This window comes from Hugenholtzia roseola DSM 9546 (genome assembly GCF_000422585.1).
Lineage (GTDB): Bacteria > Bacteroidota > Bacteroidia > Cytophagales > Bernardetiaceae > Hugenholtzia > Hugenholtzia roseola.
Genome location: NZ_AUGI01000032.1, coordinates 1 through 25,703, shown reverse-complemented (window position 1 = coordinate 25,703; position 25,703 = coordinate 1). Strand labels below are relative to the sequence as shown.

Here is a 25,703-nt window from a genome sequence, read left to right as displayed (position 1 = left end):
TCCCAAAAATAAAAAAAGATGCTGGAAATACCAACAATTTCTTATCTTTACCCAATCATCTGTTTTCAACTTTATGCTTGCGCCCCTTCTCAAAACCTACCAACTCTCACACCAATATCCTGCCGAAGGCGTACTTACCTTTCCCGACTTGAACCTTGATAGGGGGCAGGCTTATCTGCTTTTAGGCAATTCTGGCAGCGGCAAGACTACCTTTCTGCATTTGGTAGGCGGTTTGCTTCCTATCCAAAGTGGCGAGGTATGGTTTGAAGATGCCCCTCTTTCTACGCGCTCCCCTGCGGCTTTGCACCAATTTCGCAAACAGAAAATAGGCTTTATTTTCCAAAAGCCCTATTTACTACCTGCCCTTACCTTATGGGAAAATATTGCCTTAGCCCAAAAGTTAGCCCTTGCAGAGGTGCAGCAGGAGGCTATTTCTACCCTTTTGGCACAACTTGAAATAGAGGCTTTGCACAAAAAATACCCCCAAGAATTAAGCGGTGGGCAGCTCCAACGCGCCGCCATTGCACAAGCCCTTGTCCGCCGCCCAAGTTTGCTTTTAGCCGACGAGCCTACTTCTAATTTAGACCCAAAACGTGCTTTGCAGGTAGCGCAACTTTTAGCCCAAACCTGCCAACTTTTTCAAACTACCTTGCTTATCGCCACACACGACCAACGCCTTCAAGATAAATTTGAACAACAGTTTTTTTTAGGAGAGTAGGATTGAGGAAACCCTAAAAGTTATCAGCCTCAAATCTATCAGCTTCAAAGTTATCCGCAGGGTGCAGTCCAGTGATGTTAAATTCTAAAAAATAGGCTCGAATGTAGGGACAAGGCATTGCCTTGTCCGAAGTGTGATTGAAATAAAAAAGGATTTTCATAAATAGGGTTCAGTCCAAATTTTATCTCGTGTCAAATTTGATAAAACAAGGCTTTTTACAGAACTTAACATTAATAGGGTGCAGTCTTTGGGTCAGAAAAACAAAAATAAGCCACAATTTGGCACAGTGTAACAAATGTTCCTAATCTTTCTATGGGAAGGCTCTAACTTTGTAGTGTAAAATCGGATAACACGCACTTCTCTTTTGCCGTTATAGATTTTACATCTCTTTCGAAATCTCTACTTCGTTTCCTATAAAACCCCAAACTCGAAATTATGACAACGACACAAAAAATGAACGTCGAGCAAATTTATACAGGCTGTTTGGCACAAGGTGCTTACTATATCGTTTCAAATGGTGAGGCGGCTATCATCGACCCCCTGCGCGAAATCGAACCCTACTTACAACGCGCTCAAAAAGATGGCGTGAAGATTAAGTACATTTTTGAAACGCACTTTCACGCTGATTTTGTGTCTGGACATTTAGACCTAAGCAAAAAAACAGGTGCGCCCATTGTCTATGGAAAGACGGCAAACCCTGAATTTGAGGCAATTATCGCCGAAGATGGGCAAGTCTTCCAAATTGGTGCCGTTACCCTGACGGCTTTGCACACGCCCGGACATACTATGGAAAGTACTACCTACCTTTTGAAAGACGAAAACGGAAAAGACTATGCTATCTTTTCGGGAGATACCCTCTTTTTAGGTGATGTAGGCAGACCCGATTTGGCACAAAAAGCCGCCAGCATGACCCAAGAAGACTTGGCAGGTTTGCTCTATGATAGTTTGATGACTAAAATTATGCCTTTGGCAGACGAGGTCATTGTCTATCCTGCTCATGGCGCAGGTAGTGCCTGTGGTAAAAATATGATGAAAGAAACCGTAGATACTTTGGGCAATCAGAAAAAAATGAATTACGCCCTCAATCAGCCCAACAAAGAAGCCTTTATCAAAGCCGTTACAGATGGGCTGCTACCCCCCCCTGCCTACTTCCCTGCCAACGTTGCGATGAACAAGAAAGGCTACAATAGCTTTGAAAATGTTTTGAATCAGGGCTTGCGCGGACTTAGTGTAGAGGAGTTTGAAACCGTAGCCGAAAGCACAGAGGCTTTGATTTTAGACACACGCGCGAGTGGCGAATTTTATCAGGGCTTTGTTCCACAATCGGTCAATATTGGTCTGAAAGGCGATTTTGCGCCTTGGGTAGGTGCTATGATTGGTGACGTAAAACAGCCTATCCTACTCATAACCGATGAGGGCAGTGAAGAAGAAGCCGTTACACGTCTTTCGCGCGTGGGCTTTGATAACATCTTGGGGCATCTCAAAGGCGGTTTTGCCGCTTGGCGAGCCGCAGCAAAAGAAGTGGATATCGTAGAGCGCATTACGGCTGAAAAGTTTGCTGCCGAAGTGAAAGTAGGCGAGCATAAAATTATTGATGTCCGCAAAGAAAGCGAATATGCTGCCCAACACATAGAAGAAGCCTACAACTATCCTTTGGCTTATATCAACGACTGGGTGCGCCACATCAATCCCAAAGAGCATTTCTATTTGCATTGTGCAGGTGGCTATCGTAGCATGATTGCGGCTTCTATCCTGCAAGCGCGTGGCTATCGCAATTTTACAGAAGTAGAAGGTGGCTTTAATGCTATCGCAAAAACAGAAAAAGTGCCTACCTCAAATTTCGTTTGTCAGAGCAAAACCCTTTAAAAAACGTTTAGCGACTTTTCGCTATCGGCGAGGTTTTTCAAAGTAGGAAAGTTAAGTGAGGCGATTGGTATTGACAGAGGACTAATCGCTTCACCCCTTGCCGAAGATAATCCTCCACAATCCTAACTTCGGCGAAGGCAACACCCCGTCGATGATTTATGTTCAAATTATCATAAAAAAAAACTTTCATTTATGTTAGAACTCATCAAAAGTCCTTGGGCATGGTATGTAGCAGGACCGCTTATCGGTCTGACTGTGCCTACGCTCTTAATCTTGGGTAATAAATCATTTGGCATTTCGTCTTCTTTGCGCCATGCCTGTGCTGCGTGTATTCCTGCGGGCATCAAGTTTTTCCAATACGATTGGAAGAAAGAGGCTTGGAACTTATTTTTCGTCTTCGGGATTTTGATAGGCGGTTTTCTTTCGATGACCTTTCTTTCAAATCCAGAACCGATTGTCATTCATCAGGATTTGGCAAAGGAATTGGCTACCTATGGCATTACCGATTTTAGCGGCTTGCTGCCCACCGAACTCTTTTCTTGGGAGATGCTTGCCACGCCGAAGGGTATGATTATGTTGGTATTGGGCGGCTTTTTGGTAGGTTTTGGGGCGCGTTATGCAGGGGGCTGCACCAGCGGACATGCGATTATGGGCATCTCTAATTTGCAAGTGCCTTCTATTATCGCGACTTGCTGTTTTATGATAGGGGGTTTTGTGATGGCAAATTTTATCCTACCCTTTGTCCTTTCGCTCTAAAAGGCAGGCTTTTTCTCATTCTACAAAAAGTACCCAAAAAGTATCCAAAAATCCCCAAAAAATCCCAAAAAATCAAAAAAGACCCATGAAACAAAATTCTTCAAACCTCGACACAACGACTTTTGAGAACGACTTAAAGATGCGCGAAACTGATGCCATGTGCGTCAATGAAAGCCGTTTAGAGCATAAATGGTGGCACAATTTGAAATACCTCGTCGTCGGAATTTTATTTGGGACAGTCTTTGTAAAGGCGGAAATCATTAGTTGGTTTCGCATACAAGAGATGTTTCGCCTACAATCTTTCCACATGTACGGCGTAATCGGCAGCGCGATTGCCATTGGTATGCTCTCCATTTTTCTCATCAAAAAATTTAACATCAAAACTATCTACGGTGAAAAGATAGAATTTCACCCTAAAAAATTCAACAAAGGACAAATCATTGGCGGCTTAATCTTTGGCTTGGGTTGGGCTATGACGGGAGCTTGTCCGGGTCCTCTTTTTGCGCAAATCGGCACAGGCGTTACCGTCATTGCGGTTACGCTTTTGAGTGCGATTGCAGGCACGTGGTTTTATGGCTTGTTGCGCGATAGGCTACCACATTAGGTTAGCGTTTCAATTTTGAGTTTAAGGTTAGAAAATTCACTCGTTTAGAGTTTTATGCCGCTATCCAAGCAAATTTTTTGCTTGGATATTTTTTTTATGATGCCACTGCTCAAATTATTTTTAGAGAATCAGCCAACCTGCACCTCGAAAGCCCAAATAAAACACTTCTGAACGCTGCGGAACGTGCAGGGAAAGGTCGTCGAAATATTTTTCGTAGGCAGCAAAAAAATCGCATCTGCCCTTTTTACCCAAAATGCTAAGTCCCATTTCGGCACGTGCATTGATTTTGAGGGTTTTGTCGCCTTGTAAAGGCGTTTGGAAATAGGCTTGACTCACCCAATTTCGCGTATAAACGCCTATCCAAGTGGCAGGTTTCCAATCGGAACGAAAACCAAGCAGGCTCATGGCACGCATATTTTTCCAACTTTGTGCCTCTGTAATACGTGGCTGCCTTGCGTCGCTGCGCACCAAATAATATTCTGCACGCCCAAAAAGGCGGCTTTCAACTATTGCCCCTAAGCGAATTGGGTGCGTAACAAAACCTGCATGAAAGCCATTGAGAATCACGACGCGCGAAGTAATCTGATAGTCTGGATTTTGAAAGTCTGAATCGGGTGGTGTGTCGTTGTCAATTTCATGGCGTGAGCGGTGTGTAAAACCTATGTCCCAAGTTAGGTGTGGCGTTTTGTGAAAGTAGGCAAAACTTTCCTGCAAGACAATGCCGCGCGGATTGAAGGAGATGTCGTTTTTGGTGTTGGCGTTCAATTCGCTACTGACGATAAAGGCAAAGGCAGATTTGCCTTCTCTGAAACGCAAAAATTCTAAGAAACTACAAAAAGTGGCGTTCCAGCCCTGTGCGTCGTTGGTAGAGCCAAAGCCGCGCGAGTTGTGGGCGGCAAAGTTGGCGCGTCCCAAAATTTCGCGTGTGCGCGTTGTGTCGTCTAAGGGGACAGCAAAGTAGTTGCGTGTGGTGAGCGTTTGTGCCTGCGTTTGGTAGAGCGGACTGATAAGCAGGCTGATAAAAAAACTCAAAAACGCAATTTGAAGCCAAAAAAGCGCGTTTTTTGCAGGCTTGATAGTGGCAGTAGAAGTGAGCGAAAAGGGCAGTAATAACTCTTTTTTCATGGCAAAAAAGGCAGCTTGTATTTAGATATGACTATTTTTGCAAAGACGAAGATACGTCTTTTTTCGCTGCTTAGGGGCGTTTCTCAAAAATTAAATCCTTTCATCATAAGTTTTTTTCTATGTTTTCAAAAACACAAATAAGTACGCCTCTCTGCCTTTGGGCAGTGGCAGTGGTTCTTTTTTTTGTCCCAATGGCGTGTAAAAAAACACCCACAGCCTCTTCGGAATTAGCAAAAAAGTTTAGCATCGAAGAAATAGATGCTCCCTTTGTCGTTACCAGAGGGAGGGCTACTTTCCAACTCAAAGACAAGGAGATGACCACGACACTCGATATGCGCTTGGCAAAAGATAGCCTCATTTGGCTCAACGCGCGTATCGCCATCATCGAGGGCGCACGTGTTTTGATAAGGCGCGATTCGATTTTTATTTTAGATAAAATCAATAAAAAATACTACCGTTATAGTTTTGCCGAATTGAGTCAGCAGGCAGGCTTTGAGCTAACCTTCGCACGCCTACAAGCGATTATTTTGGGGAATTTGCCTACCCAAAATAGCACCCAAAACACAAATGTAGAAAAACAAGAAACGGCGTTTGTCATTAGCCAAACGGAGGGCAATTACCAGAGTTTTTTCACCGTCAGCCGAAAAAATAAAAAACTGACCACTATTTCGGTTGAGGATTTGAAGAACCCCAATCCCGATAAAAAGCCGAATTTGAAGGTAGATTATGCCGACTTCCTCGCCATAGGGAAGCATCTTTTCCCACACCGTTGTAAGGCAGAGATTCAATACCAGAAAGAGAATGAAAGCCAGACCAACGCCCTTGCGCTTGAACACAAGAAAGTAGAGTTTCCCACACAAGCCCCAAGTTTTCCCTTTTCAATTCCTGATAATTATACCGACGGAAAGAAAAAGTAAATTTTGAAGCCCCAAAAACCGTTGTATAGAATCCTATCGGCTATACAACGGTTTTTTAGACGGCTTTGTCCGCTTTGTGTTTGTCCTCTTTATGCTGTCGCGCTGCCTTCCACAGGAATAAGATTGAAGGCTAATTCCACATCTTCGGCATATTCTTCGCCACTTTCGAGCATATCTACGTCATCTTTTTGGTAGTACCAATTTACCGTTATATCGCCGTTTTTTTCTTTTTTGTAGGCTTCGAGCATGTCAAAAATCTCTAAAAAGCGGCGTGAAGAGGAGGTATTGAAATACGTCATGCGGAAGTTGAAGGTGATGCTACGTCCCGGTTTTTCGAGGTATTTTCCGAGCCACTCGAAGGCAGGTTGGAAAAATTCTATCGTGTATTCGTGATAAGATTCGCCTGAAATTTCCAATACGCCCGTTTCGGCATTGAAGTCGATGGTAGGGATATAGTTTTCGCCATCTATTTGGTAATTCTCCATAGAAGAAAGAGGGTTTATGCTGTGGTTAAAAATGTTACTTATTCAATCGTAAAGAAATGGTGATAAGCGATTGGGTGGTGTCGCTTGGGTGTGGATTGACATCGGCTACAATGCGATTATTTGAGCGTCTTACCATATCAATCAGCCCGATATTTGCGCCCGGCTTATTGGCGCGTTGCGGCTCGCGCCGTTGCGCTTTGTAATACTCTTTGAGTCCTTCCTCGTCTAAGGAGTTGATATGGTTGCATCTTTGTAGCACATTCTCGACTTCATCATTGGGGATGGCATTACAAGAAGAAACGAGAAAATGGTCGTCGGCTTCGCTGGCTAAAATTAGCCCTACGCCGATAGATTTGTCTTCGGGGTTTGAAAACGACTTTTCCGCCGAGTGGAGGCTCACATTCTGCGAAAGCTCGATAAAGATACCAAACACTTTTTTGCCGATATTAGGGTCGTCTTTGGCGGTTCTTCGTTTGAGGCTGCTTGCCAAGCGCGAAAGCAGGTCTTGCGAAACCACGCCTTTAAATGCCAAGATGACTTTATGAGTGCGCATTTGGTCGTACAGACCATATAGTTTGAAGTTCTCGTCCATACCGTTTGCCGTTGGTGAAATGAAGTCCTAAAAATAAGAATATTTTTTGTTTTCCAAACGCTAAGGCTTTCCAAAATCTTAGGCTTGAAGAATTTGTTTCAACGTCCTAAATTACGAAATAATCGTAAATGCACAAAGCCAAGTGTAAAAAAAACTAAAACTCTTACACTTAGTTTTGAAAATCGCCTTTTTTTTAGCCAATCTCCTGTTTTAGTCAGGCTCTTGATGAGCTGGGCTGAAAGTAGTTCGCATCTTACAATTTTGGTAGCCTTCTGCCTCGAATAGTTCCAAAAGCAGCTCTTCCATCTTATCAAGAGAAACCCATTCAAGCCCCGTATCTGTATGGAGCGGTAGCCTTTCTAAGTTGGGAAATTGGTCTAAACAGGTGAGAATCAGGTTAGAATAGATGAAAGAGTCAGGCTTCAAATAGGGCGTGCAGCGGCGTATCAGGCGTTGGTTGTCCGAACTTTCACAGCGCAGTGCGTAACGCAAAGTCTGCAAAGAAAGGGGAGCTTTCCGAAAATGCTCCTGAAATTCGTTGAATTGATTGGTTTCATTTTCTACCTGCCCTAATTGATACTTTTCTACAAAGTTGGGGTCTTCAAAGGGTAGCAAGCCCGCGCCATGTCGTGTTTGGTAGGCACGTGTAACGTATTCAAAACCCAACGTTTCTATTTTGAAAGGCGCAAGTTTAAGCCACTCTTCGAGCAAAGCACAGACATTGCGGCTTGTCGTGTGGCTGCGCGTTACGTGTGGAAAAAGCCCGTACTCTCTATCCAAAAGCACCCCTTGTGCGCCTTCAAAAATCCAAGCCTCGAAAGGTTTTTGTACAAAAGAGGCTTCGTCTATAAAACCGACTACCCCTTCTTTGACAAGCCTTTGAATATGCGCCACTTGTTCTAAAAAATGCGCATCAGCGGCTTGGTGATTGTAGTTTTCAAATTCTGCCGCCAAATTTGAAAGGTCAGGGTCGGAAAGGCGGCGCAATTTTTCACTATAATAATGGCGCAAAGTTTTGAGTTTGTGTGCCAAAAAAATAGGCGTTTCTAAATCTTGCGCAAAGAGCAAATAAGGCGAAGTTTCGTGCCGCTCCATTGTCGCGCCGAAGCCTAAGCCACAACTGCCATGTCGATTCCTGCCGCGTCTGGTTTCTATCAGACGGTTGTAAAGTTGGTCGTAATGCGTCGTAATGGGGCAGCGTCTGTCCCAAAAAATGCGCGGCGCAACGCCCAAATGTCGCAGGGCATTGTACTCATTTAGAAAAGAATTGGGAAAGATGCTACAATATTTGCTCCAATAAGTAGGCACACCGCGCAGGGTAGCGGCTCCAAATTGTGAAAATACATGCCGTTTGCCATCTTCTAAGACAACGGTATGCCCTGCCTGCTGCCCACCATTGAAGCGTATCACCACTTGGTCTTGGTAGGGTATCCCAAAAGTGGTGCAGCCGTAGGCTACTCCATCAACGGTTTTGCCCTTGCCTTCGTCGCCGAATCCCAAACCAATGACGAGAAAGATATGACGCTTAAAAATATCTTCTTGGCTCATGTGCAAAAATTAAAAACAGGTGCAAAAATTAAAAAGAGGACAAAAAGCGACGTGCAAAGTCGGGGTAAAATTAGGAAAGGAGTGCAAAGCGTATGCACACAAGGCTTTTTTGGGGCAGACACGCTTTTGAACGCGCCCTTTCCTCAATCCTATCTGGCAGAAACAAGTCAGGCAGAAACAAGGTGGCGGCTTTTTAGTTGTTCAAACCCCTTGCGCCCAAAAGTTCTTCGGCTAATAGCATATAATCTTTTGCACCATAAGAATCGGGTGCGTAGTCAAAAATATCCTTTCCATGTGCGGAGGCTTCCTCTAAGGCTACATTTTGGCGAATGACCGTTTCGAAGACTTTGGCTTCATAGAGCGATTTGATAGTTTCGCCCATCTGCTTCCTAATAACCGTATTATTGAGTTGGGTGAGCAAAAAGCCTTCTACTTTTAGCTGCGGATTGAGTTCTTCCTTGATGTCCTCTACCACATCGAGAATCGTCTGCAACCCTTTGGCAGAAAGATAAGAACTTTGCGCAATAATCATCACGCTATCTGCCGCAATGAGCGCGTTGAGGGTCAGGATACCCAACGAAGGGGGGCAGTCTATCAGGATATAATCGTAGGCGGTTAGGCTTTGAAGGGCGCGTTTCATCTTGAAATAGCCCTTAATATCGGTCTGTAATTTATATTCGGCTTTGGTATATTCGAGTTCAGAAGGGACAAGGTGGAAACCTTCCGAAATGGGGTAAAGCGGCAGCGGTTGGTCTTCGCAGAGGGCATGATAGATGCTGCCCCTATCTGCCTCGATGCCTGTGGCGGTGGTCAGATTCGCTTGGGGGTCGTTATCGATAAGCAAGACGCGCAAGCCTTGTAAGACCAACGCCTTTCCCAAGTTGTGCGCACTGGTAGATTTGCCTACTCCGCCTTTATGATTGACTAAGGCTATGATTTTTCGCATAAGAAAGAAATAAAAAACGCATAAAACGAAATAAAAACACTTCCTTTTCTAAGGACTGCCTGCATAGGGGCGCAAAGTGATAGCAAACGCAAGCGAAAACCAAAATTAGGCAATTTTTTTGAGCTTGCCTTTCTTATTTGTAGTTTTGAGGGGAAAGTACAACTAAAACGCTATCTTTTCCTTTTTTCTACCCTCAATGGCTTCTTTTTTCCTGCTCTAAGGCGCGAAGGTGTAGGCTTTTTTGGCTCAAAATTGCTAAATAGAGATAGGTTTGGATTTTTTGTAGCTAATAAAAGCAGAAACCAAAAATATTTTCTAACTTTGAAGGAAAAAAAGAAATCTACTTTTTCAAACCCTTTGACCCACAAAAGTTATGGCAGTAGAAATGTATGTACCTGCGGTAGGAGAATCTATTGCAGAAGTCATTGTTGGCGAATGGCTTAAATCAGATGGCGATTTGGTGGAGCGCGATGAAGTCATTGGCGCACTCGAATCAGACAAGACCACTTTCGAAATTGTAGCCGAAGCCGCAGGAAAACTGCACATCAAGGCAGAGCAAGGCACAACCCTCAAAATCGGCGATATGCTTTGCACTATCGAAGAAGCCGCCGCCGCTGCTACTGCTTCGCCTGTGGCTGCCTATGCCCCTGCGGAAACTGCTGCTTCTAATGGCGAAGTCAAGACCATGCAAGTGCCTGCCGTAGGCGAGTCTATTGCCGAAGTGGTGCTATCGGCTTGGAACGTCGCTGATGGTGATAAGGTAGAATTAGACCAAATCTTAGGCGTTTTAGATTCTGATAAAAGTTCTTTTGAGATTGTAGCCGAAGCCAGCGGCATCATTTCGCTTGTCGCAAAAGAAGGCGATACGCTTGCCATTGGCGATACGCTTTGCCAAATTGCCCAAACTTCACAAGCTGCCGCCCCTCAAAAAACTGCACCCCAAGCGGCGACTACCCAAACTCCTGCGGCAAATCATAGCTCTGCCGAAGGACACCCCTCGCCTGCCGCTTCTAAGATTTTGGCAGAAAAAGGCATCAATACGGCAGAAGTAAAAGGCACAGGCGTAGGCGGTAGAATTACAAAAGAAGACGCATTAAACGCCCAAAAAACGGCAAGCACAGCCCCCACAGCCGCTCCACAGCCCCCTTCGCCGCCAAAAAGCGCACCCACCACAGAGGGCGAGCGTGGCACTAAGCGCGAAAAAATGACGACTCTTCGCAAAACGATTGCCAAGCGTTTGGTAGCGGCAAAAAACCAAACGGCGATGCTCACTACCTTCAACGAAGTTGATATGTCGGCAGTGATGGAATTGCGCAAAAAATACAAGGATAAATTCAAAGAAAAACACGAAATCGGCTTAGGTTTTATGTCTTTCTTTACAAAAGCCGTAACTATGGCACTCAAAGAAGTCCCTGCTATCAATGCGCAAATTGACGGAGAAGAAATTATCTACCACAACTACATGGACGTAGGCATTGCCGTTTCCTCGCCACGCGGCTTAGTAGTGCCTGTGGTACGAAATGCGCAAAATTTGAGCTTGGCAGGCATAGAAAAGGAAATTGTCAATCTGGCAATAAAGGCACGCGACGCAAAACTCACCATCGAGGAAATGTCGGGCGGCACTTTTACCATCACCAATGGCGGCATCTTTGGTTCGATGCTCTCTACGCCTATCCTCAATGCGCCTCAATCGGCAATTTTGGGTATGCACAATATCGTCGAGCGTCCTGTGGCTATCAATGGGCAAGTTGTCATTCGTCCAATCATGTACGTGGCACTTTCCTACGACCATAGAATTGTAGATGGAAAAGAATCGGTAACTTTCCTCTATCGCATCAAAGAACTCATCGAAGACCCTTCGCGCCTGCTTTTGGAAGTTTAAGCGATTCAACCTTTGTAGGGACAAGGCATTGCCTTGTCCGAAGTAAGATTGAAATAAAATCGGGTGAAGCCAAATTTTATTTTGTTCTAAACTTGAAAATACAAGGCTTTGCACCGAACTCGACAGGGCTGCATTTGGGTATATTGCACACTTTTATCATACATTTTCTCAACCTCAATTTCAAGCCGCATCAACTTTCCAAAAAGTTGATGCGGTTTTCATACCACTATGAATCTTGAAAGGGCAACACAAGCATTAAAAAAATATTTCGGCTACGATACCTTCCGTCCTATGCAGGCGGAAATCATCGAAAGCCTTTATCAGCGGCGCGACGTTTTGGTCTTGATGCCCACAGGTGGTGGCAAGTCGCTGTGTTATCAAATTCCTGCCGTTACATTGGAAGGAGTCTGTATTGTAGTTTCGCCCCTGATTGCGCTGATGCGCGACCAAGTGCGGGCTTTGCGCAATAATGGTATCGCCGCCGCCGCCCTTCATAGCAATCTGACACACGAACAAGAGCGAACCGTAGAGCAGTATGCCCTCGATGGCAGGCTCAAATTATTGTACGTATCGCCTGAAAAATTGGTCAGTGAGCCATTCCAGCAGCTTCTTCGGCGGCTCAAAGTGAGTCTTTTTGCCATAGACGAAGCGCACTGCATTTCGCAATGGGGACACGATTTCCGACCCGAATACACACAACTCAAAGCCCTCAAACGCCATTTTCCTGCCGTTCCTTTTATTGCCCTGACCGCTACGGCTGATAAAACTACGCGCAAGGACATCACCGCCCAGCTCGATTTAGCCGACCCCGCCCTTTTTGTAGCTTCTTTTAATCGCCCCAACCTTTCACTTTCGGTAGAGCCTGCCATCAAACGCATCGAGCGCATCATCGATTTTATCAAAAGCCGACCGCGCACTTCGGGCATCATCTATACTTTAAGCCGAAAACAAGCCGAACAGACGGCAGAACGCCTCCAAAAAGTAGGCATCAAAGCCGAATACTACCATGCAGGCATGGCAGCGCAGGCACGTGATAGGGTGCAGGAAAATTTTATCACCGACCGCACGCCTATTATTTGCGCCACTATTGCCTTTGGAATGGGCATTGATAAACCCAACGTCAGATGGGTCATTCACTACAATTTGCCCAAAAATATCGAGGGCTACTACCAAGAAATTGGCAGAGCAGGGCGCGACGGACTGCCCAGCGATACCATTCTTTTTTATAGCTTAGGCGATGTCAAGGTCTTGCGCGATTTTGCCCTCGATAGTGGGCAGGTAAAATTACAACTTGCCAAATTAGAGCGCATGCAGGAATATGCCGACGCGCGAATCTGTCGTAGGAAAATTTTATTGGCTTATTTCGGCGACTTTTTAGAAAAAGATTGTGGAAATTGCGATGTCTGTAAAAATCCGCCGCGCTATATCGAAGGGACAATTTTGGCACAAAAAGCCCTTTCTGCCCTGATGCGCACCGACCAAAAGGTAGGCATGGGCATGCTCATAGACATCTTGCGTGGCTCGCGCAACCAAGAACTTTTGAAGCGTGGCTATGATAAAATCAAGACCTTTGGTGCAGGCAAAGATTTGAACTCTGAAAACTGGACGCGCTATATCCTACAAATTTTACACTTAGGGCTGATAGAAATTGCCTATGATGAAGGCAGCGTCTTGAAGGTTACAGAAAAGGGAAAAGAGGTTTTGTTTTCAAATAAAACCGTACAATTAGTACAAGTGGAAGCCGACAAAATAGAAAAAAGTCCTGCTCAAAAAATTGCAAGAGTCAAAGCCGAAAAACCTACACCACAGCTCCTGCGCCAATATTTTACCGAGTCTTTGTTTGAAAATCTGATAGAATTTCGCCAAATGCTTGCCGAGCGCGAGGGAATTGCCCCTTATATGGTGGTGGGCGACGCAACACTGCAAGCACTAAGCAACGAACTGCCCGCTACGCTCGAAGAGGTAGCTAAAATTACAGGGTTTAGTCAGATAAAAATTCAAAAATACGGACGCTTGTTTTTGGAAATGCTTGCCGAATCTATCTCATTGCAAGATGCTGATACACAAAAAGCCCTTTTTCCTTCGCATATCCTTTCATATCGCTACTATGCGGCAGGTTCAAATTTGGAACAAATTGCACAAATACGAGGCTATAAAGTTGGCACGATTGCCCAACATTTTATCAAATGCAAAGAAGAAAATCATTTGAATATAGATTACAACGATTTTATCACGCCCCAAGAATTTGAAACCATTAGCAGGGTCATGCTCGAAATCAATGACCCCATACGCCTTGCGCCTACCTTCGAGCATTTTGCAGGCAAATACGACTACGATAAAATTCGCTTTGCACGCGCTTTGATGATAGAACGTGGCATTTGGCAGCAGCAGCAGGGTGAAGAAAGTGTGTAGGTACAGTTGTTTTTTTTGAAGCGATTTGAAAAATGAGCAATCTCAAAATGGCATTTTTTCAAAAAATACCCTATTTTTTGTCGTTTTAAGGCGTTTTTGGCTCTTTTTGGGTCTGATTTTGCTGCCCTTCGAGTTTTTTTTTCAAAAACAAGGAAAAAAAGTTGGTCGCAAGCAAACCTTTCTCTATATTTGCCGTTGAAATGATTGTAGGTACAACGATTTGAAAGTGCTTTCCCTTTCATTTACTCCTTTTTCCAAAAACAGAAAAAAATCTTTTTAAACGCTTTTTAAAACCCATTAGAAAATGAAAAAAATCCTCTCTCTTAGCAGCCTTTTGGCAGTGGCATTGATGGCTTTTGCCTTTACTTTCAAAGCCTTAGAGTACAAACTCGATACACAAGCCTCCAAAATTCATTGGCGTGGCGAAAAAGTTACAGGCTTTCACGAAGGTTATATTGCAGCCAAAAGCGGTAGCTTCAAAGTGGAAGATGGAAAAGTGGTAGGTGGTTCGTTTGTCGTAGATATGAACGCCATCACCTGCACCGATTTGGAGGGCGAATATGCCGATAAACTAATTGGACACCTCAAATCAGATGACTTTTTCAGCGTGGCGAAGTTTCCCACTTCAAAACTCGAACTCAAAAGTGTAGTATGGCAAGGGGGCGACAACTACAAAGTAACCGCCGCCCTAACCATTAAAGACGTTACCAAAGAAATCAAATTTCCTGCCGTCATCAAGCATCAAGAGGGTGAAATCAACGCCACTGCCCAACTTACCATCGACCGCACCGACTATGGCGTGCAGTACGGTTCGGGCAGCATCTTCAATAGCTTAGGCGATAAGGTTATCTACGATAATTTTGACTTGAAAATCAATTTGGTAGGTAAAAAATAAACTTTTTAACCGTCGCGGAGGCTTTTAGCCGTCCGCGAGGTTTTTTCAAAAATAAAAAACCGTTGTTTAGGCTTTTAGCCATTCGTGAGGTGTCTTTTTTCAAAAAGAAGAAAACTGTTGTTTAGGCTTTCAGCCGTCAGCGAGGTATTTTCTGTTTTGGAAAAAACCTCGCCGACGGGCTTGCCCTCGGCGACGGTTTTTTTATTTAAACTTTATTCTACAAAAATCTTAGTCAAATCTAGGCTTAAATCGGGAAAAATGTGTGCCTTGAAGGTTTCTTCTTCTGAAAACATGCCCAAAAGTTGGTATTTCCCTTGTGGGTCTAAAATAAATTGCTGCAAGACCTGTTCGTAGGGAAAAACTACCCAATATTCTTTTACGCCGCTTTCTTGGTAGAGTTCGAATTTGGTCTGGACTTCTTTTTTTGAGTTGCCTTTTGAAAGAATTTCTATAATCAGGTCGGGCGCACCAAGGCAGCCGCGCTCGTCTATTTTTTGCTTGTCGCAAATGACGCAAATATCAGGCTGCACAACGGTATAAATGTCTTTTTCTGCCGTAGATTTTTCTTTATCGAGCAAGCGCACATCAAAGGGGGCAGAGAAAACTTCGCATTTTTTAGATTCTACATACCCAAAAATGTGAAAATGCAATCTACCTGAAAGCCGCTGATGCTTGGCACTGGGGGCAGGCGACATCTTGAAAATTTTACCCTTGATGAGTTCAACGCGCTCCTCCAAACGCCAACGCAGGTAGTCGGCATAGGTATAAACGGCTTCTAAGTCGAGTTGTGAAAAGTCGGTGATGGCTGTGTTCATGGGTCTGATGTTTTAACCGTCGCTGAGGCTAAAGCCGTCAGCGAGGTATTTTCCAAAATAGAAAAAAAACCTCGCCGACGGCTAAAAGCCTCGGCGACGGTTGTTGTTATTTTGCCACTTCTATTTTTTGGGCTTCTACCCAAGTTTTGTGTTCGTTGGTATAATAGAGATAGGCAGTCGAGGCTTTTGCCGTATAAGAACCTGCAATTTCGGCTTTTAGGTCGAGTTCTACGGTTCTGACTTCTTTGGGCTTCATCTGACGATAATAGAGAATGACGCTATTTTCGCGCACTTCATAGAAATCGTACTTGCCCTCTTCTTGCAATTTTTTGAGTTGCCAAGGTTGTGGCGAAAGCCCCCCTGCGATACCCAAAATTGCGACTGTCATGGCTTTTCCTTCTTTGGTTTTGTTGGAAATGGTAGCGGAAAGGCGCACCGTTTCACCTACCTGTGTTTTGCCTTTGGCTAATTTTGTTTGCAGTTCTATTTCGCATTGGGGGCTACTTTGCGGCAGGGTGCTATTGTACCGAATCGAGAGCGTGTAGGGCAGGGCATTTTTTACCCCCACAAATTTTACCGATAGCGTGTTTTCGCCTTTTTGTAGGTGCTTTTCTAAGTTTGCTATCAAGATTTGGTTTTCTTCTCCTTTTTGGTAGGATTTGGTAGCTACTTTTTTGCCTGCTACCCAAATTTCGATAGTGCCATCTTCCTGCGCTTTTTTAGCAAACTTAGCAAATTCGGTTAGGGCTTTTAGAGCCAAAACGGTACTTTGCGTATTGCCAAAACCGCCATAGTTGCGCGAGCCGATAAGGAATTTTGCGCCATTTTGTATCGCTAAGGCGGCTTTTTGGTCTGCTTTCAAGGCTGCCAAAAGTGCTAAGGAAGTGGTTTCGATGTGCAATCCATTTCCCGTAGAAACGGTAATGGAGTGTTTTTTGCCTTCCCACGCGCCTTTTTCGGTTTGCATTTTGAGCAAATTTTTCAAGACCTCCTCGGCGCGTTTGTCTTTGGTATTGTATAAAATATTGGCTAAAAGTGCCATTTGATAGGGGTCTTGGCTGGTGGTGGCATTTTGATACACGCCTTCAATTTCGGCGGTTAGATTGGCACTAAAACCTGCCTCTGTGAGTGAATAGACGATATAAGCGTCTGTAATTTCTTTGTCGGCTCTGCCAAAAGAATCGAGAGCTTTGTCGTTGCGAAGGAAACCGCCTTTGCCATCTTTTCGGCTCAAAAGCCAATCGGCTGTGCGTTTGACCATCGCTTCTTCTACTACTTTTTCCATTACGCCCTGCATATCGCGAAATTCCATCAGACCATAAGCCGTCAGTGCTTCGTGTGGCGGATTCGAGCCAAACCATTCGTAGCCCTTGTCTTTGGTTTCATAGCTCACCAAACGCTTGTAGCCTTGTTCTATCAAATTTTGCGCCCTTGTTACTACTTCGCCTTGTGTAACGCCATTGTCTTGTAGGTACTCCAAAACCAAAATATTGGGATAGGTAGAAGAAGACGTTTGCTCGAAACAGCCATAAGGTTCGCGCAAAATAGATTCTATACCTGCCAACATATCCGAAAGCGGCGAAGGATAAGCCGAAAAATCGGCGCGAAGCGTCCCTTCCACAGGGTTGAGAATCGAAAAAGTGTAGCTTTTTTCTACCTCCTGCGCCGAAAACGAAACCGCCGAAGGAAAGCCTTTGCCATTGATAAAGACTTCCTGCTCGAAGGCATCTCTGTATTTTTCCGACTCGAAGGCAAGCGCAAAAGTATCTTTGCCCATCACATTCAAGACTTCAAAAGGTAGGAAAATCGTCTGCGTTTCGCCTGCTTTTAGGGTTAGTTCTTGCTGCAAAAGTTTTTCGTTGAGCGGTTTCCATGCAGTAGGCAGTTTCAAATTGAGCTTGCCTTTGATGTCTTTTTTTGTACTATTTGCCAAACTAAGCGGAATTTCAATCTTATCGCCCATTGCCATAAAGAGTGGCACTTTGATATCTAAGCTCAAAGGTTTTTGGGTAAAATAGCTCTTTTGCGCTCTGCCCACACTGCCTTCTATGCCTACGCCTTCGCAAGTGATTTGGAAAGCCGAAATTTCGTCAGAATTATAGAAAGTGAGAGTGGCTACGCCTTTTTGGTCTGTGCGAACATTGCCCGACCAAAAAATGGTGCTTCTAAAATCGTTTCGCACTTCTACCTCCTGACTTTGGCTATAATCAGGAGCAGGGAAAACACGCGCCCGATAGTAGCGCGAAGGGGCAGGTGCTTCGTCTTTTTTCTTGTCTATCAAATCGCCGTCCCAAAATTCGTCGTCTAAGACCTCAAAGAAGGCTTCTTCGGCTTCCTGTGCGGCTTCCAAAAGAGGCTTTTCTGCCGCCATCATAGGCTTGGCTACTGCTGCCATTTGTGGTAGGTCAAGCGGTGCGGCTTCGGCTTCAATTTCGGGTATGTCTGCGCCGCCCATCCAGTCCATTTCTTCGGCTTTTTCTTTGTTGCCTTTTTTGAAGATGCGCCCTTCTCTTTGCACTGCCCTACTCTTAAAAACTTTCATTTGATAGGCATATAAAGCAATATCTGTACTGTATTCCGAAATTTGCTTTCTATCATACGCGCCTTCTTTGGGTTCTACGGTGATAGAGATAGGCTCATATAGGGCGATACCTTCAAAGCTAAACCTTCCGTTTTGGTCGGTGATGGCACTTTTTTCTGTCCCTTCTATCAAGACCTTTCTACCTTTGGCAGGGTCTCCGTTTGCTTCATAGACCGTTCCTGCAATAAGGGCTTTTTCGGCGGCTTTTTGGGGGCTAAACGTCTTGGCATCTACTATTTGCTGCCACTCAAATTTCCGCCAGCCCTGTGTGAGGGTGAGCAATTCAAGCCCTTGGGCGGCTTTTTCTTCTTTTGGGTCGAAATAAAATTGGGGGTCTTCTATTTCGCCTTGTAGGTCGCTTTCCAAAAGTAAAAAAGAGAGAATGTGGCTCGATTTATCGTCGGCAAAGGAGAGCAATTTGGCTTCGGCTACCGAAAGGGAAACATTGGCAGGGATTGGAATACCGTCGGCATCTGTGGTGCGAAGGGTGAGCGTTACTTTTTCGCGTGGTTGATACGAATCTTTATCCGTTTCGAGGCGAATCTTCATGCCCTCATTTTCTTTTTGGTTGAAAAAGAGTCTTTCGGCGCGTTCTATGCCTTTGCTATCGAAGAGCGTTATCTGCACTACGCCTACGGGCATTTTTTTGGTATCAAAATCAAGTTGGTTATAGCCCTTGTCTGCCAAAAATTCTTTTGCAAAGACTACCTCGCCACGTATTTGTGCTATCAGGCTAAGGCGTTCTTCTTTGGGTGCAAAGAGGGTAATTTTTTTGCTCGGATTTGAAAAGTCATAATTGGGAAGGGCGTTTTCCGATTTGGGTTTGGTCTGTGCCTGCTGATAATATTCCAAGCGCAAGCCATAGCCGATAGGCAACACTTCGGGTAGGGGGTAGGTTTGTGCTACTTTTTGCGGACTTATCAGGCGTGCGCTATATCTTTCGCCTGCTTTGGGTCGGAAAAGAAATGCGCCCATTCCCTTGTGGTAGCTTTCGAAGGTAGCCACAACTGCACCTTTTGTGTCTATAATTTCACCCGCCAAATCTGCTGCCTTTCCGTATTCGTCTTTGGCAAGAAAGGCGATTTTATTTTCAAAATCAGCAATCATTTCGCCACCTTCGGGCAAAAATTCGAGTGTGAAGCGATTGAGTTTGATAGGAATGGCGCGTGAGATAGATTCGGTCTGCCCCTGATAGGCAAATTTTATATTGAGCAAACCGTCGTTGCTTTCCAATTTGGCAGGAAGCTGAAAGGCTACTTGGGCTTTTCCTGCTGCGTCGGTGGTGAAAGATTTTTCTAAAAACAAGTCATTTTCTAATAAAATCTGCGCCTTTACTTGCTGATTTTCAAGGGCTTGGTTTTTCAAGTCTTCTAAGGTTAGGGTCGCTTCTACAAGGTCTGCTGCACCATAAGCCTCCTTTTCAAACTGCAACTTCATTTTTAGACGCGGCAAGATGACCTTTTGCACCTGCATCTCTTTTTCAAAAATGAGGGTCTGGGGAAAATTCTCCTGCCATTGTGTATAGGCGCGAACTTTGTATAAGCCGCCTGCTGCATTTTCTTCCAACTCAAAATCGCCGCTGGCAGTGCCTTCCTTTAAAATAAGGTGCAACTTTTTGGCTACATTGCCTTTGGGGTCTATTAGTTCTACGTGCAGAATTTCGGACTGTGTAGAAGGGCGCAAAGTGGTTTCGTTCTGCACATAAGCCTGAAACCATATCGTTTCGGAAGGTTTGTAGAAAGGCTTATCGAAATGCAAATAAACGCGCTCGGCATTGCGCTCCTGCGTGAATTGAGATAGCTTTTGGGATAGTTTTTCTATCCAATTATCATCTAAAAATCGAAACGACCAAAAAGAAGCCATAAAGAGTAGTGATAAAATAGGTAAAATAAATAATGTTTTTTTCATAAGGAGTAAAATTTTAGGCTCAAAATAGGAGAACCAAAAAATAGATACAAGCCAAGCAAGATACTACTTTTATTCCTTTGATGCAAAAAAAGCGCGTTTCCATAAAAGCCCTATAAGTGCGTTTGTTTTTTTACTTTGCAGCAGCAAAAGCTGTTTTGGCAGAAAAAATACGCGCCGTTTTTTTATCTTTGTGCCTTATCCTTCTTTTTTTCAAATGTATGGCACGTATCAAAATAGAACTACCCGAAAAGCAAATCTTTGAAACAGAAATAGCGGTGCGCGTCACCGACCTCAATTACGGCGGACACGTCGGAAATGATACTTTCCTATCCTACCTGCACGAAGCGCGTCTGCAATGCCTTTTGCAGGCAGGCTATAAAAGCGAACTTCACTTCGGCGATACCACAGTGGGGATTATTATGGCAGACGCTGCCCTGCAATATTTGGCAGAGGGTTTTTATGGAGATAGTCTGCTTATCAAGATTTTTTTGGGTGAAATTTCGCGCGTCGGCTACGATTTATACTATCAAATCATAGAGCGCAAGAGTCAGAAAGAGGTCTTGCGTGCCAAAACGGGTATTCTTTCTTTCGATTATGCGTTGCGAAAAGTTGCGCCCATTCCAGAGGAACTTAAAAATAGGTGGCAAATGGCATAACTTTTTCCTACTCGAAAGGGTTTGCACAAAAAAACAAACCCAAGATGCGCCAACGTTACTCTCTTTCCCAAATTGTAGATTTGGAGAGCCGCTTCCGTACCAATTTCATCAATTCGCTGACAGGCTTTAAAAGTTTGGCTTTGGTCGGTACGGTAGATGCTGCCCAACAAACGAACTTAGCCGTTTTTAGTCAGATATTTCATTTAGGCGCAAATCCTGCCCTTATTGGTATGATAGTGCGCCCTGATGTTTCGCCCCGCCATACGCTCGAAAACATCGAGCAGGTCGGCTATTATACCCTCAATCACGTAACAGCCGATTTCTACCAAAAGGCACACCAAACGGCGGCGCGTTATGCAAAAGAAGTGTCTGAATTTGAAGCCGTTGGGCTTACCCCTGAATGGAAGGCAGACTTTGCCGCGCCCTTTGTTGCCGAATCGCAGGTACAAATAGGGCTAAAATTAGAAGAAAAACACGAACTTCTTATCAATGGGACAATTTTGGTCATTGGCTCTATTCAAGAGGTCTTTGTGGCGCAGCAGTATGTCGGCATAGATGGTTTTGTGGATTTAGAACAAGCGGGTAGCCTCACTTCTTCGGGACTCGATAGCTACCACAAGACCCAAAAAATTGCACGATTGAGCTATGCCAAGCCCTATCAGCCACTCAAAGAAGTTTAGAAAACAAAAAACAAAATCGCGCTTTTGTGTGTGCCTACAAAACAAGGTATCATTTTTGAGCAAAAGAGCCAAGCACTGCGGTGTTTGGCTTTTATTTTTTTGCTAAAAATTTTGTTCTAAACATGCAAATTTCTATGAAAACAATCTCCAAATCGGGGTTTCGATGGGGGCTATTGGGAATCTTTTTCTGGCTTTCCCTCACCTTCCAAACTGCTTGGGCGCAGACGCTCTATGAAGTAACCTTTCAGGCAGCACGCGTTACCTATAAAGGTTTTTTGGTTTATTTCAATGAAGAAGACGCTTATATGCGCGTCGGCTACACCTATCAGGGGACGTATCACGTCGTCGATGTCAAGTACAAATCTTCTTCGTATCAGGAAGATGGTACGAATTTCTTTGTGATGATTGGCAGCAATCCTACCTATATCACCAGTGCTTCGCGCGGCATGACCTACAATCCCGACCACTTTTTTTGGTTTTGGGAGGGGGACTACAACAATCAACTCCCCTATGTAACCGACGACCCCGATTTCAACGAAAACAACGTTATCCAAACCAAATCGTATCGCGAAGTAGATGCCAAAGAACTCACGCCTACTTATTTGAGGCAATTTTTCCGCACCGACGAGCGGCAGTACAAGGCTCTTTTGCGCATGAACAGCGAAAACAACGCGACACTTGCCCAAAACAATAGCAGCCAAAACAACAATAATAGTTCGCAAAATACGAATCAGAATAGCAGTAACAGCAGCAATAATAGCAATAGCAGCAACACACAAAAGGCAAAGATGCACCTTGTCTTGGTTGTCAATACTGACATTGCCGATATTGGACAGAGTTGTAAGGTTGATGGTACAATAATGGAAACAGAATTTCGCGAAATTGCCAAAGCCATCGGGATTTCTTTCCAAAAGTACACCATTTCGGGGCAAAATTTCACGCGCAGCAAAGTAGAAAGCACCTTGCAAGGCATACAGGTAGGGCGAAACGACATCATCGTCTTTTATTATAGCGGACACGGCTTCCGCTGGTCAAATCAAACTGACCGCTACCCACAATTCGACATGCGCTCTTCCGACTACACACGCCTAACCGAACAAACGGCACTGCCCTTTTCGAGCATCGACCAGTTTTTCGCTACCAAAGGCGCACGCCTGACCCTGCTGCTTGCCGACTGTTGTAATTCCGACGTTGGGCGCAATCAATATACCAGCACTACCTTTATGGCAAGCCGCTCGTATCAAGGAGCTGAAATTAGCAAGCTCAAAAAGTTATTTTTGGAGGCGCGTGGCAAGCTCATCATGAGCGGAAGCGCACCGGGCGAATATGCGTGGTGCAATGTCAATGGCGGATTTTTTACCCTTAGTTTTATGCAGGCTTTGAAGGAGGAAATTGGCTACATGCGCGGAGAGAATCCCAACTGGTATAATATTGTCAAGAATACGCAAAATAATACCAAGTACAAAATCAATTCTTGTGCTACCTGCAAGCCTCAAAACCCTATTGCAGAGGTTAAAATTTCTAACTAATAAGCCCCGTTTTGTATGATTCGATTACTTCAATCTTTCCTTTTTTTATCGCTTTTTTTCCTTTTTTCTATGAACTTGTCTTCGCCTACACACCCCGTTTGGGGCAAGCAGGAAGCCCTACTCAAAGAAGCCGACAAGGTGGAAGTCTTCCTACTCGAAGAAACCCCGACGCACCCGAAGGAGCAGCAAAAGTCGGAAGCCTATTTTGCCGATTTCCGCATCTTGGAGCGATATACGCCTGCCGATTCGCTCTTTGATACGTTGCGCCTTTTGCTATCCGATACGACACAATTTGAATTGGAGCAGAAAAAAAGCTGTCCTATGCAGGCGCAGTATGGCATTTGCTTTTCCAAAAAGAAAAAATTTGTCGGTCTTGTGATTTCGAAGGCGGATTGCCCTAAGAGTTTTGTCGTTAGTTCGGAAAAGGATTTGCTCAAAAAGCCGCTCGATTTAGTCTTAGAAAGTCGTTTTTATCCTATTTTGGATAGTCTGACGCAGAAAAAATAAAAGTAAATACTTTTACTACAATTTTATGAAAGATACACACCCTACCTACCGCAGGTGGGGTGTTTTTTTTATGGGTATCAATTTTTATATACGAAAAACGAAAACGCCTTTTTCTAAAAACTGCATTTTTCTAAGATAAAAATAAAAAAAATATTTGGAGCGTATATTTTTTATGGCTACTTTTGCAGCATCTTACACAAGTAAGATATTTTATTCTTCACAACTTAAAATTCATATAACCATGAATCTCAAATCTCAAATCCAAGGCATTAGCCTGATGTTTCTTCTCACATTTCTTTTTGTGAGTTGCTCGCCAGAGGAAATAGCACTACCTTCAAACGCTGAAAAAAGCCTTCGCCAAGAAGATGTTTTTCTCTCTCCGCAAGGGTGGCTTGTCTTCAAAGACGACTCTATCTTTTCAAATTTAACGGAAAAATTGCACCAAATGCCTCGAACAGAAATTGAAACTTGGGAAAAATCGATAGGTTTTACCTCCTTGAATAGCATCTATGAGCAAGCCATAGACGAGCAAGAAAGCTATTGCGCCCAATTTGAGCAAGCAAGCCCCGAACAAATCAGAGAGCTAATTGCCTCTAATAAAATCTACGCACCCTTTGTAGAAACACATAAAGAGCTTTTTTCTTTCAATGACGATAAAACTTTTGATATGAATGTGGCACTTCCTTTTTTCAAATATGGCAAAGTTCTTAATACAAGCAACTTGGTGCAGGTAGGAAAAGAAATAAGAATGTACCATCAAGACATGTATAAGGTACTTATTGATGGCGACCTTGCTAAAATTGACTTGCTTATCAGTGCTACAGAAACAGATGAAGAAAAGGGCATTTTTGTATCGAGAGTCATTATGACCTCAAGCCGAGATGGTCGTGTGCAAGAAGGTGCCTGCGTTAATACTTCCAATGGAGAAAGCATAGGTAGTGAAAAAGTAGAAGGTGAAGTCCGTGCCAATCACGTCCATCATCCAACTGCTCAGGCGCATGAGCGAAAGGTCTTTATTCGTGCGACCAACAAAATCAAATCTCCTATAATTGGTTGGAATAAGAAGAGAACTCACCATTTGCAAATCTATGGCGCAGTTTACATTAATGACCTATTTGGTATGGTAGGCGTTCAACTTAATTTTAGTCACAATACTATGAACAATCTCAAGGCAGAGATTTATGAAGAACCTTATAAGAAATCTGGAACAGGGTATCACTGGACTCGCATAATATCTGTTAATGGGCAATTTTCCGCACAAGGGCGCGGTAACACTTTTTGCTCTCACGTAGATTAGTTCTAAGTTTCTCCAAACATGAAAACATTATTCAGCTTCTTATTCTGCTTATTCAGCTTTTCCCTACAAGGGCAAGTGGTAGGAGTGGCTATGGAAGGAGGCGCAAATTTTGGTATTACGCGAAGCCAAAGCGACCAAAATTATTTGAGAACGCCACTTGTTGCAGGGAAATTTATAGGCGCACGTGTTTATTTGATTTTTCCCAAACTGCCTTCCTATCGCTTTCATGTCGGCTTAAATAGGAGTGAGTATTTAAGTCGTTGTGATTTTCAAATTGCCAATAACAGGATTGACAATCCTGAATTGAGAGTAAACTTGGGACGCATTTGGATATTGCCTCTTCAAATAGAAAGGGTAATTTGGCTGAGAAAGGGAAAGTGGGCTTTAAACCCAAAAGTAGGAATCAGTTTACTTAAAAAAGGGGTAAATATGAGTGGATATGGCGTTTGGAGTCAGGCTTTTGCTACTTATTATCCGCACCGCTACACTTCTTTTACGGAACTTATCTTTAATTCCCATCAAGGTTTTGTGCAGTCGCAGGGAGCTATTCCGATACAAAATCAGAAGAATTGGTCTTTGGGTTTAGAGGTAGGTTTGAGTTTGGAATATCACTTCCAAAACTCTCCTTTTTCATTTGGCGTGCATCAGACCTACCTGCATGGTTTGAAAAATATGGCAGAGGGAACTACGTGGTTTGAAGCTCCTCAAATTGTGGAATTATCACGCTTAGAAGGTCGTCTTCAGCACAATTTAGATAGGTTCGCTATCTATGGTAGTCTTTGTTATCAAATTATGTGGAAGTAAGTTTTTTGTATCTATCTCAACACCCTACCTACCGCAGGTGGGGTGTTTTCATGTAAGTTTTTCGTAAGAAAGCTAAAATAGCTATTGCCTTTTCTTTTAGAAATGCAAATCTTTTACTTTCGCCTATGGGATACCATTGAGCGGAGTAAAATGTACCTTTTTTTTAATATCAGAATAATA

The 25,703-nt window shown here is 43.9% G+C and carries 21 protein-coding genes and 1 pseudogene; 14 read left to right on the top strand and 8 right to left on the bottom strand.

Going from position 1 to position 25,703, the window contains the following annotated elements; all coding sequences use genetic code 11:
• Nucleotides 1-73 precede the first annotated feature (73 nt).
• Nucleotides 74-718 (top strand): ABC transporter ATP-binding protein, encoded by a 645-nt coding sequence (locus tag G500_RS0100965; protein ID WP_027001235.1) that lies wholly within the window; start codon nt 74-76, stop codon nt 716-718.
• Between the two features lie 13 nt (nt 719-731).
• Here the strand turns inward: G500_RS0100965 and G500_RS25585 are convergent, their stop codons facing one another.
• Nucleotides 732-878, bottom strand: coding sequence for a hypothetical protein (locus tag G500_RS25585; protein WP_154656963.1), 147 nt, complete (start codon nt 876-878; stop codon nt 732-734).
• A 293-nt stretch (nt 879-1,171) separates the two neighbouring features.
• On the opposite strand from G500_RS25585, the gene G500_RS0100955 reads away from it, so the two are divergent.
• The 3 genes and pseudogenes from G500_RS0100955 to G500_RS0100945 all read left to right on the top strand — a co-directional run bounded on the left by G500_RS0100955 (nt 1,172) and on the right by G500_RS0100945 (nt 3,944).
• Nucleotides 1,172-2,584 carry an MBL fold metallo-hydrolase gene (locus G500_RS0100955; RefSeq protein WP_027001234.1) on the top strand — a complete coding sequence of 471 codons (1,413 nt, stop codon included), beginning with the start codon at nt 1,172-1,174 and terminating at the stop codon, nt 2,582-2,584.
• A gap of 177 nt (nt 2,585-2,761) precedes the next feature.
• Nucleotides 2,762-3,340 (top strand): annotated as a pseudogene (locus G500_RS0100950) (YeeE/YedE family protein); the annotation flags it as partial.
• Between the two features lie 157 nt (nt 3,341-3,497).
• On the top strand, nt 3,498-3,944 hold the full coding sequence (locus G500_RS0100945) for a DUF6691 family protein (RefSeq protein ID WP_245574448.1): 447 nt from the start codon (nt 3,498-3,500) through the stop codon (nt 3,942-3,944).
• Nucleotides 3,945-4,064: 120 nt separating this feature from the next.
• Here the strand turns inward: G500_RS0100945 and G500_RS0100940 are convergent, their stop codons facing one another.
• A complete protein-coding gene (locus G500_RS0100940) occupies nt 4,065-5,069 on the bottom strand; it encodes a hypothetical protein (protein ID WP_027001231.1) in 1,005 nt (334 codons plus the stop codon).
• 119 nt (nt 5,070-5,188) lie between these two features.
• Between G500_RS0100940 and lolB1 the strand changes: the two genes are divergently transcribed.
• On the top strand, nt 5,189-5,986 hold the full coding sequence (gene lolB1 / locus G500_RS0100930; protein ID WP_027001230.1) for a lipoprotein insertase outer membrane protein LolB1: 798 nt from the start codon (nt 5,189-5,191) through the stop codon (nt 5,984-5,986).
• An 89-nt stretch (nt 5,987-6,075) separates the two neighbouring features.
• Here the strand turns inward: lolB1 and G500_RS0100925 are convergent, their stop codons facing one another.
• The 4 genes from G500_RS0100925 to G500_RS0100905 form a co-directional block, all read right to left on the bottom strand.
• Entirely contained in the window at nt 6,076-6,471 is a 396-nt protein-coding gene (locus G500_RS0100925; RefSeq protein WP_027001229.1) for a DUF1987 domain-containing protein, read from the bottom strand.
• Between the two features lie 34 nt (nt 6,472-6,505).
• Nucleotides 6,506-7,063, bottom strand: a complete 558-nt coding sequence (locus tag G500_RS0100920; RefSeq protein WP_027001228.1) for a SiaB family protein kinase — start codon at nt 7,061-7,063, stop codon at nt 6,506-6,508.
• A 210-nt stretch (nt 7,064-7,273) separates the two neighbouring features.
• Complete coding sequence (locus G500_RS21850; RefSeq protein ID WP_035755902.1) at nt 7,274-8,611, bottom strand: adenylosuccinate synthetase; 1,338 nt, start codon at nt 8,609-8,611, stop codon at nt 7,274-7,276.
• Between the two features lie 193 nt (nt 8,612-8,804).
• Nucleotides 8,805-9,557 carry a ParA family protein gene (locus G500_RS0100905; RefSeq protein WP_027001227.1) on the bottom strand — a complete coding sequence of 251 codons (753 nt, stop codon included), beginning with the start codon at nt 9,555-9,557 and terminating at the stop codon, nt 8,805-8,807.
• 373 nt (nt 9,558-9,930) lie between these two features.
• Here G500_RS0100905 and odhB point away from each other — a divergent pair, with 373 nt between their 5' ends.
• From odhB to G500_RS0100875, 3 genes are all read left to right on the top strand, one after another.
• Complete coding sequence (gene odhB, locus G500_RS0100890; protein WP_027001225.1) at nt 9,931-11,439, top strand: 2-oxoglutarate dehydrogenase complex dihydrolipoyllysine-residue succinyltransferase; 1,509 nt, start codon at nt 9,931-9,933, stop codon at nt 11,437-11,439.
• Between the two features lie 228 nt (nt 11,440-11,667).
• Nucleotides 11,668-13,851: a DNA helicase RecQ gene (recQ, locus tag G500_RS0100885; RefSeq protein WP_027001224.1), complete on the top strand. Its 2,184-nt coding sequence runs from the start codon at nt 11,668-11,670 to the stop codon at nt 13,849-13,851.
• 304 nt (nt 13,852-14,155) lie between these two features.
• Nucleotides 14,156-14,746 carry a YceI family protein gene (locus tag G500_RS0100875; RefSeq protein WP_027001223.1) on the top strand — a complete coding sequence of 197 codons (591 nt, stop codon included), beginning with the start codon at nt 14,156-14,158 and terminating at the stop codon, nt 14,744-14,746.
• 212 nt (nt 14,747-14,958) lie between these two features.
• On the opposite strand, the gene G500_RS0100870 is transcribed toward G500_RS0100875, so the two are convergent.
• Both G500_RS0100870 and G500_RS0100865 read right to left on the bottom strand, forming a co-directional pair.
• The gene (locus G500_RS0100870; protein WP_035755900.1) at nt 14,959-15,561 is read right to left on the bottom strand and encodes a Uma2 family endonuclease; all 603 of its coding nucleotides are present in this window, start codon (nt 15,559-15,561) and stop codon (nt 14,959-14,961) included.
• Between the two features lie 106 nt (nt 15,562-15,667).
• Complete coding sequence (locus G500_RS0100865; RefSeq protein ID WP_027001221.1) at nt 15,668-20,050, bottom strand: MG2 domain-containing protein; 4,383 nt, start codon at nt 20,048-20,050, stop codon at nt 15,668-15,670.
• A 218-nt stretch (nt 20,051-20,268) separates the two neighbouring features.
• On the opposite strand from G500_RS0100865, the gene G500_RS0100855 reads away from it, so the two are divergent.
• From G500_RS0100855 to G500_RS0100825, 6 genes are all read left to right on the top strand, one after another.
• Nucleotides 20,269-20,706, top strand: a complete 438-nt coding sequence (locus G500_RS0100855) for an acyl-CoA thioesterase (RefSeq protein ID WP_027001220.1) — start codon at nt 20,269-20,271, stop codon at nt 20,704-20,706.
• A 44-nt stretch (nt 20,707-20,750) separates the two neighbouring features.
• Nucleotides 20,751-21,386 (top strand): flavin reductase family protein, encoded by a 636-nt coding sequence (locus tag G500_RS0100850; RefSeq protein ID WP_027001219.1) that lies wholly within the window; start codon nt 20,751-20,753, stop codon nt 21,384-21,386.
• A 134-nt stretch (nt 21,387-21,520) separates the two neighbouring features.
• On the top strand, nt 21,521-22,915 hold the full coding sequence (locus G500_RS21845; protein ID WP_161626054.1) for a caspase family protein: 1,395 nt from the start codon (nt 21,521-21,523) through the stop codon (nt 22,913-22,915).
• Between the two features lie 69 nt (nt 22,916-22,984).
• Nucleotides 22,985-23,422 carry a hypothetical protein gene (locus G500_RS0100840; RefSeq protein WP_161626053.1) on the top strand — a complete coding sequence of 146 codons (438 nt, stop codon included), beginning with the start codon at nt 22,985-22,987 and terminating at the stop codon, nt 23,420-23,422.
• 241 nt (nt 23,423-23,663) lie between these two features.
• Nucleotides 23,664-24,719, top strand: coding sequence for a DUF4848 domain-containing protein (locus G500_RS0100830; protein WP_027001217.1), 1,056 nt, complete (start codon nt 23,664-23,666; stop codon nt 24,717-24,719).
• A gap of 18 nt (nt 24,720-24,737) precedes the next feature.
• Complete coding sequence (locus G500_RS0100825) at nt 24,738-25,523, top strand: hypothetical protein (protein WP_035755895.1); 786 nt, start codon at nt 24,738-24,740, stop codon at nt 25,521-25,523.
• Nucleotides 25,524-25,703: the final 180 nt, after the last annotated feature.

Bases quoted from the DNA above. Each gene is read 5' to 3' on its own strand.
- G500_RS0100840 (WP_161626053.1), top strand. From the start codon at position 22,985: ATGAACTTGTCTTCGCCTACACACCCCGTTTGGGGCAAGCAGGAAGCC.
- G500_RS0100925 (WP_027001229.1), bottom strand. From the start codon at position 6,471: ATGGAGAATTACCAAATAGATGGCGAAAACTATATCCCTACCATCGAC.
- G500_RS0100940 (WP_027001231.1), bottom strand. From the start codon at position 5,069: ATGAAAAAAGAGTTATTACTGCCCTTTTCGCTCACTTCTACTGCCACT.
- odhB (WP_027001225.1), top strand. From the start codon at position 9,931: ATGGCAGTAGAAATGTATGTACCTGCGGTAGGAGAATCTATTGCAGAA.
- G500_RS0100920 (WP_027001228.1), bottom strand. From the start codon at position 7,063: ATGGACGAGAACTTCAAACTATATGGTCTGTACGACCAAATGCGCACT.
- G500_RS0100825 (WP_035755895.1), top strand. From the start codon at position 24,738: ATGAAAACATTATTCAGCTTCTTATTCTGCTTATTCAGCTTTTCCCTA.
- G500_RS0100865 (WP_027001221.1), bottom strand. From the start codon at position 20,050: ATGAAAAAAACATTATTTATTTTACCTATTTTATCACTACTCTTTATG.
- G500_RS0100870 (WP_035755900.1), bottom strand. From the start codon at position 15,561: ATGAACACAGCCATCACCGACTTTTCACAACTCGACTTAGAAGCCGTT.
- G500_RS21845 (WP_161626054.1), top strand. From the start codon at position 21,521: ATGAAAACAATCTCCAAATCGGGGTTTCGATGGGGGCTATTGGGAATC.
- G500_RS0100945 (WP_245574448.1), top strand. From the start codon at position 3,498: ATGTGCGTCAATGAAAGCCGTTTAGAGCATAAATGGTGGCACAATTTG.
- G500_RS21850 (WP_035755902.1), bottom strand. From the start codon at position 8,611: ATGAGCCAAGAAGATATTTTTAAGCGTCATATCTTTCTCGTCATTGGT.
- lolB1 (WP_027001230.1), top strand. From the start codon at position 5,189: ATGTTTTCAAAAACACAAATAAGTACGCCTCTCTGCCTTTGGGCAGTG.
- G500_RS0100955 (WP_027001234.1), top strand. From the start codon at position 1,172: ATGAACGTCGAGCAAATTTATACAGGCTGTTTGGCACAAGGTGCTTAC.
- G500_RS0100965 (WP_027001235.1), top strand. From the start codon at position 74: ATGCTTGCGCCCCTTCTCAAAACCTACCAACTCTCACACCAATATCCT.
- G500_RS0100850 (WP_027001219.1), top strand. From the start codon at position 20,751: ATGCGCCAACGTTACTCTCTTTCCCAAATTGTAGATTTGGAGAGCCGC.
- G500_RS0100905 (WP_027001227.1), bottom strand. From the start codon at position 9,557: ATGCGAAAAATCATAGCCTTAGTCAATCATAAAGGCGGAGTAGGCAAA.
- G500_RS0100855 (WP_027001220.1), top strand. From the start codon at position 20,269: ATGGCACGTATCAAAATAGAACTACCCGAAAAGCAAATCTTTGAAACA.
- G500_RS0100830 (WP_027001217.1), top strand. From the start codon at position 23,664: ATGAATCTCAAATCTCAAATCCAAGGCATTAGCCTGATGTTTCTTCTC.
- G500_RS25585 (WP_154656963.1), bottom strand. From the start codon at position 878: ATGAAAATCCTTTTTTATTTCAATCACACTTCGGACAAGGCAATGCCT.
- G500_RS0100875 (WP_027001223.1), top strand. From the start codon at position 14,156: ATGAAAAAAATCCTCTCTCTTAGCAGCCTTTTGGCAGTGGCATTGATG.
- recQ (WP_027001224.1), top strand. From the start codon at position 11,668: ATGAATCTTGAAAGGGCAACACAAGCATTAAAAAAATATTTCGGCTAC.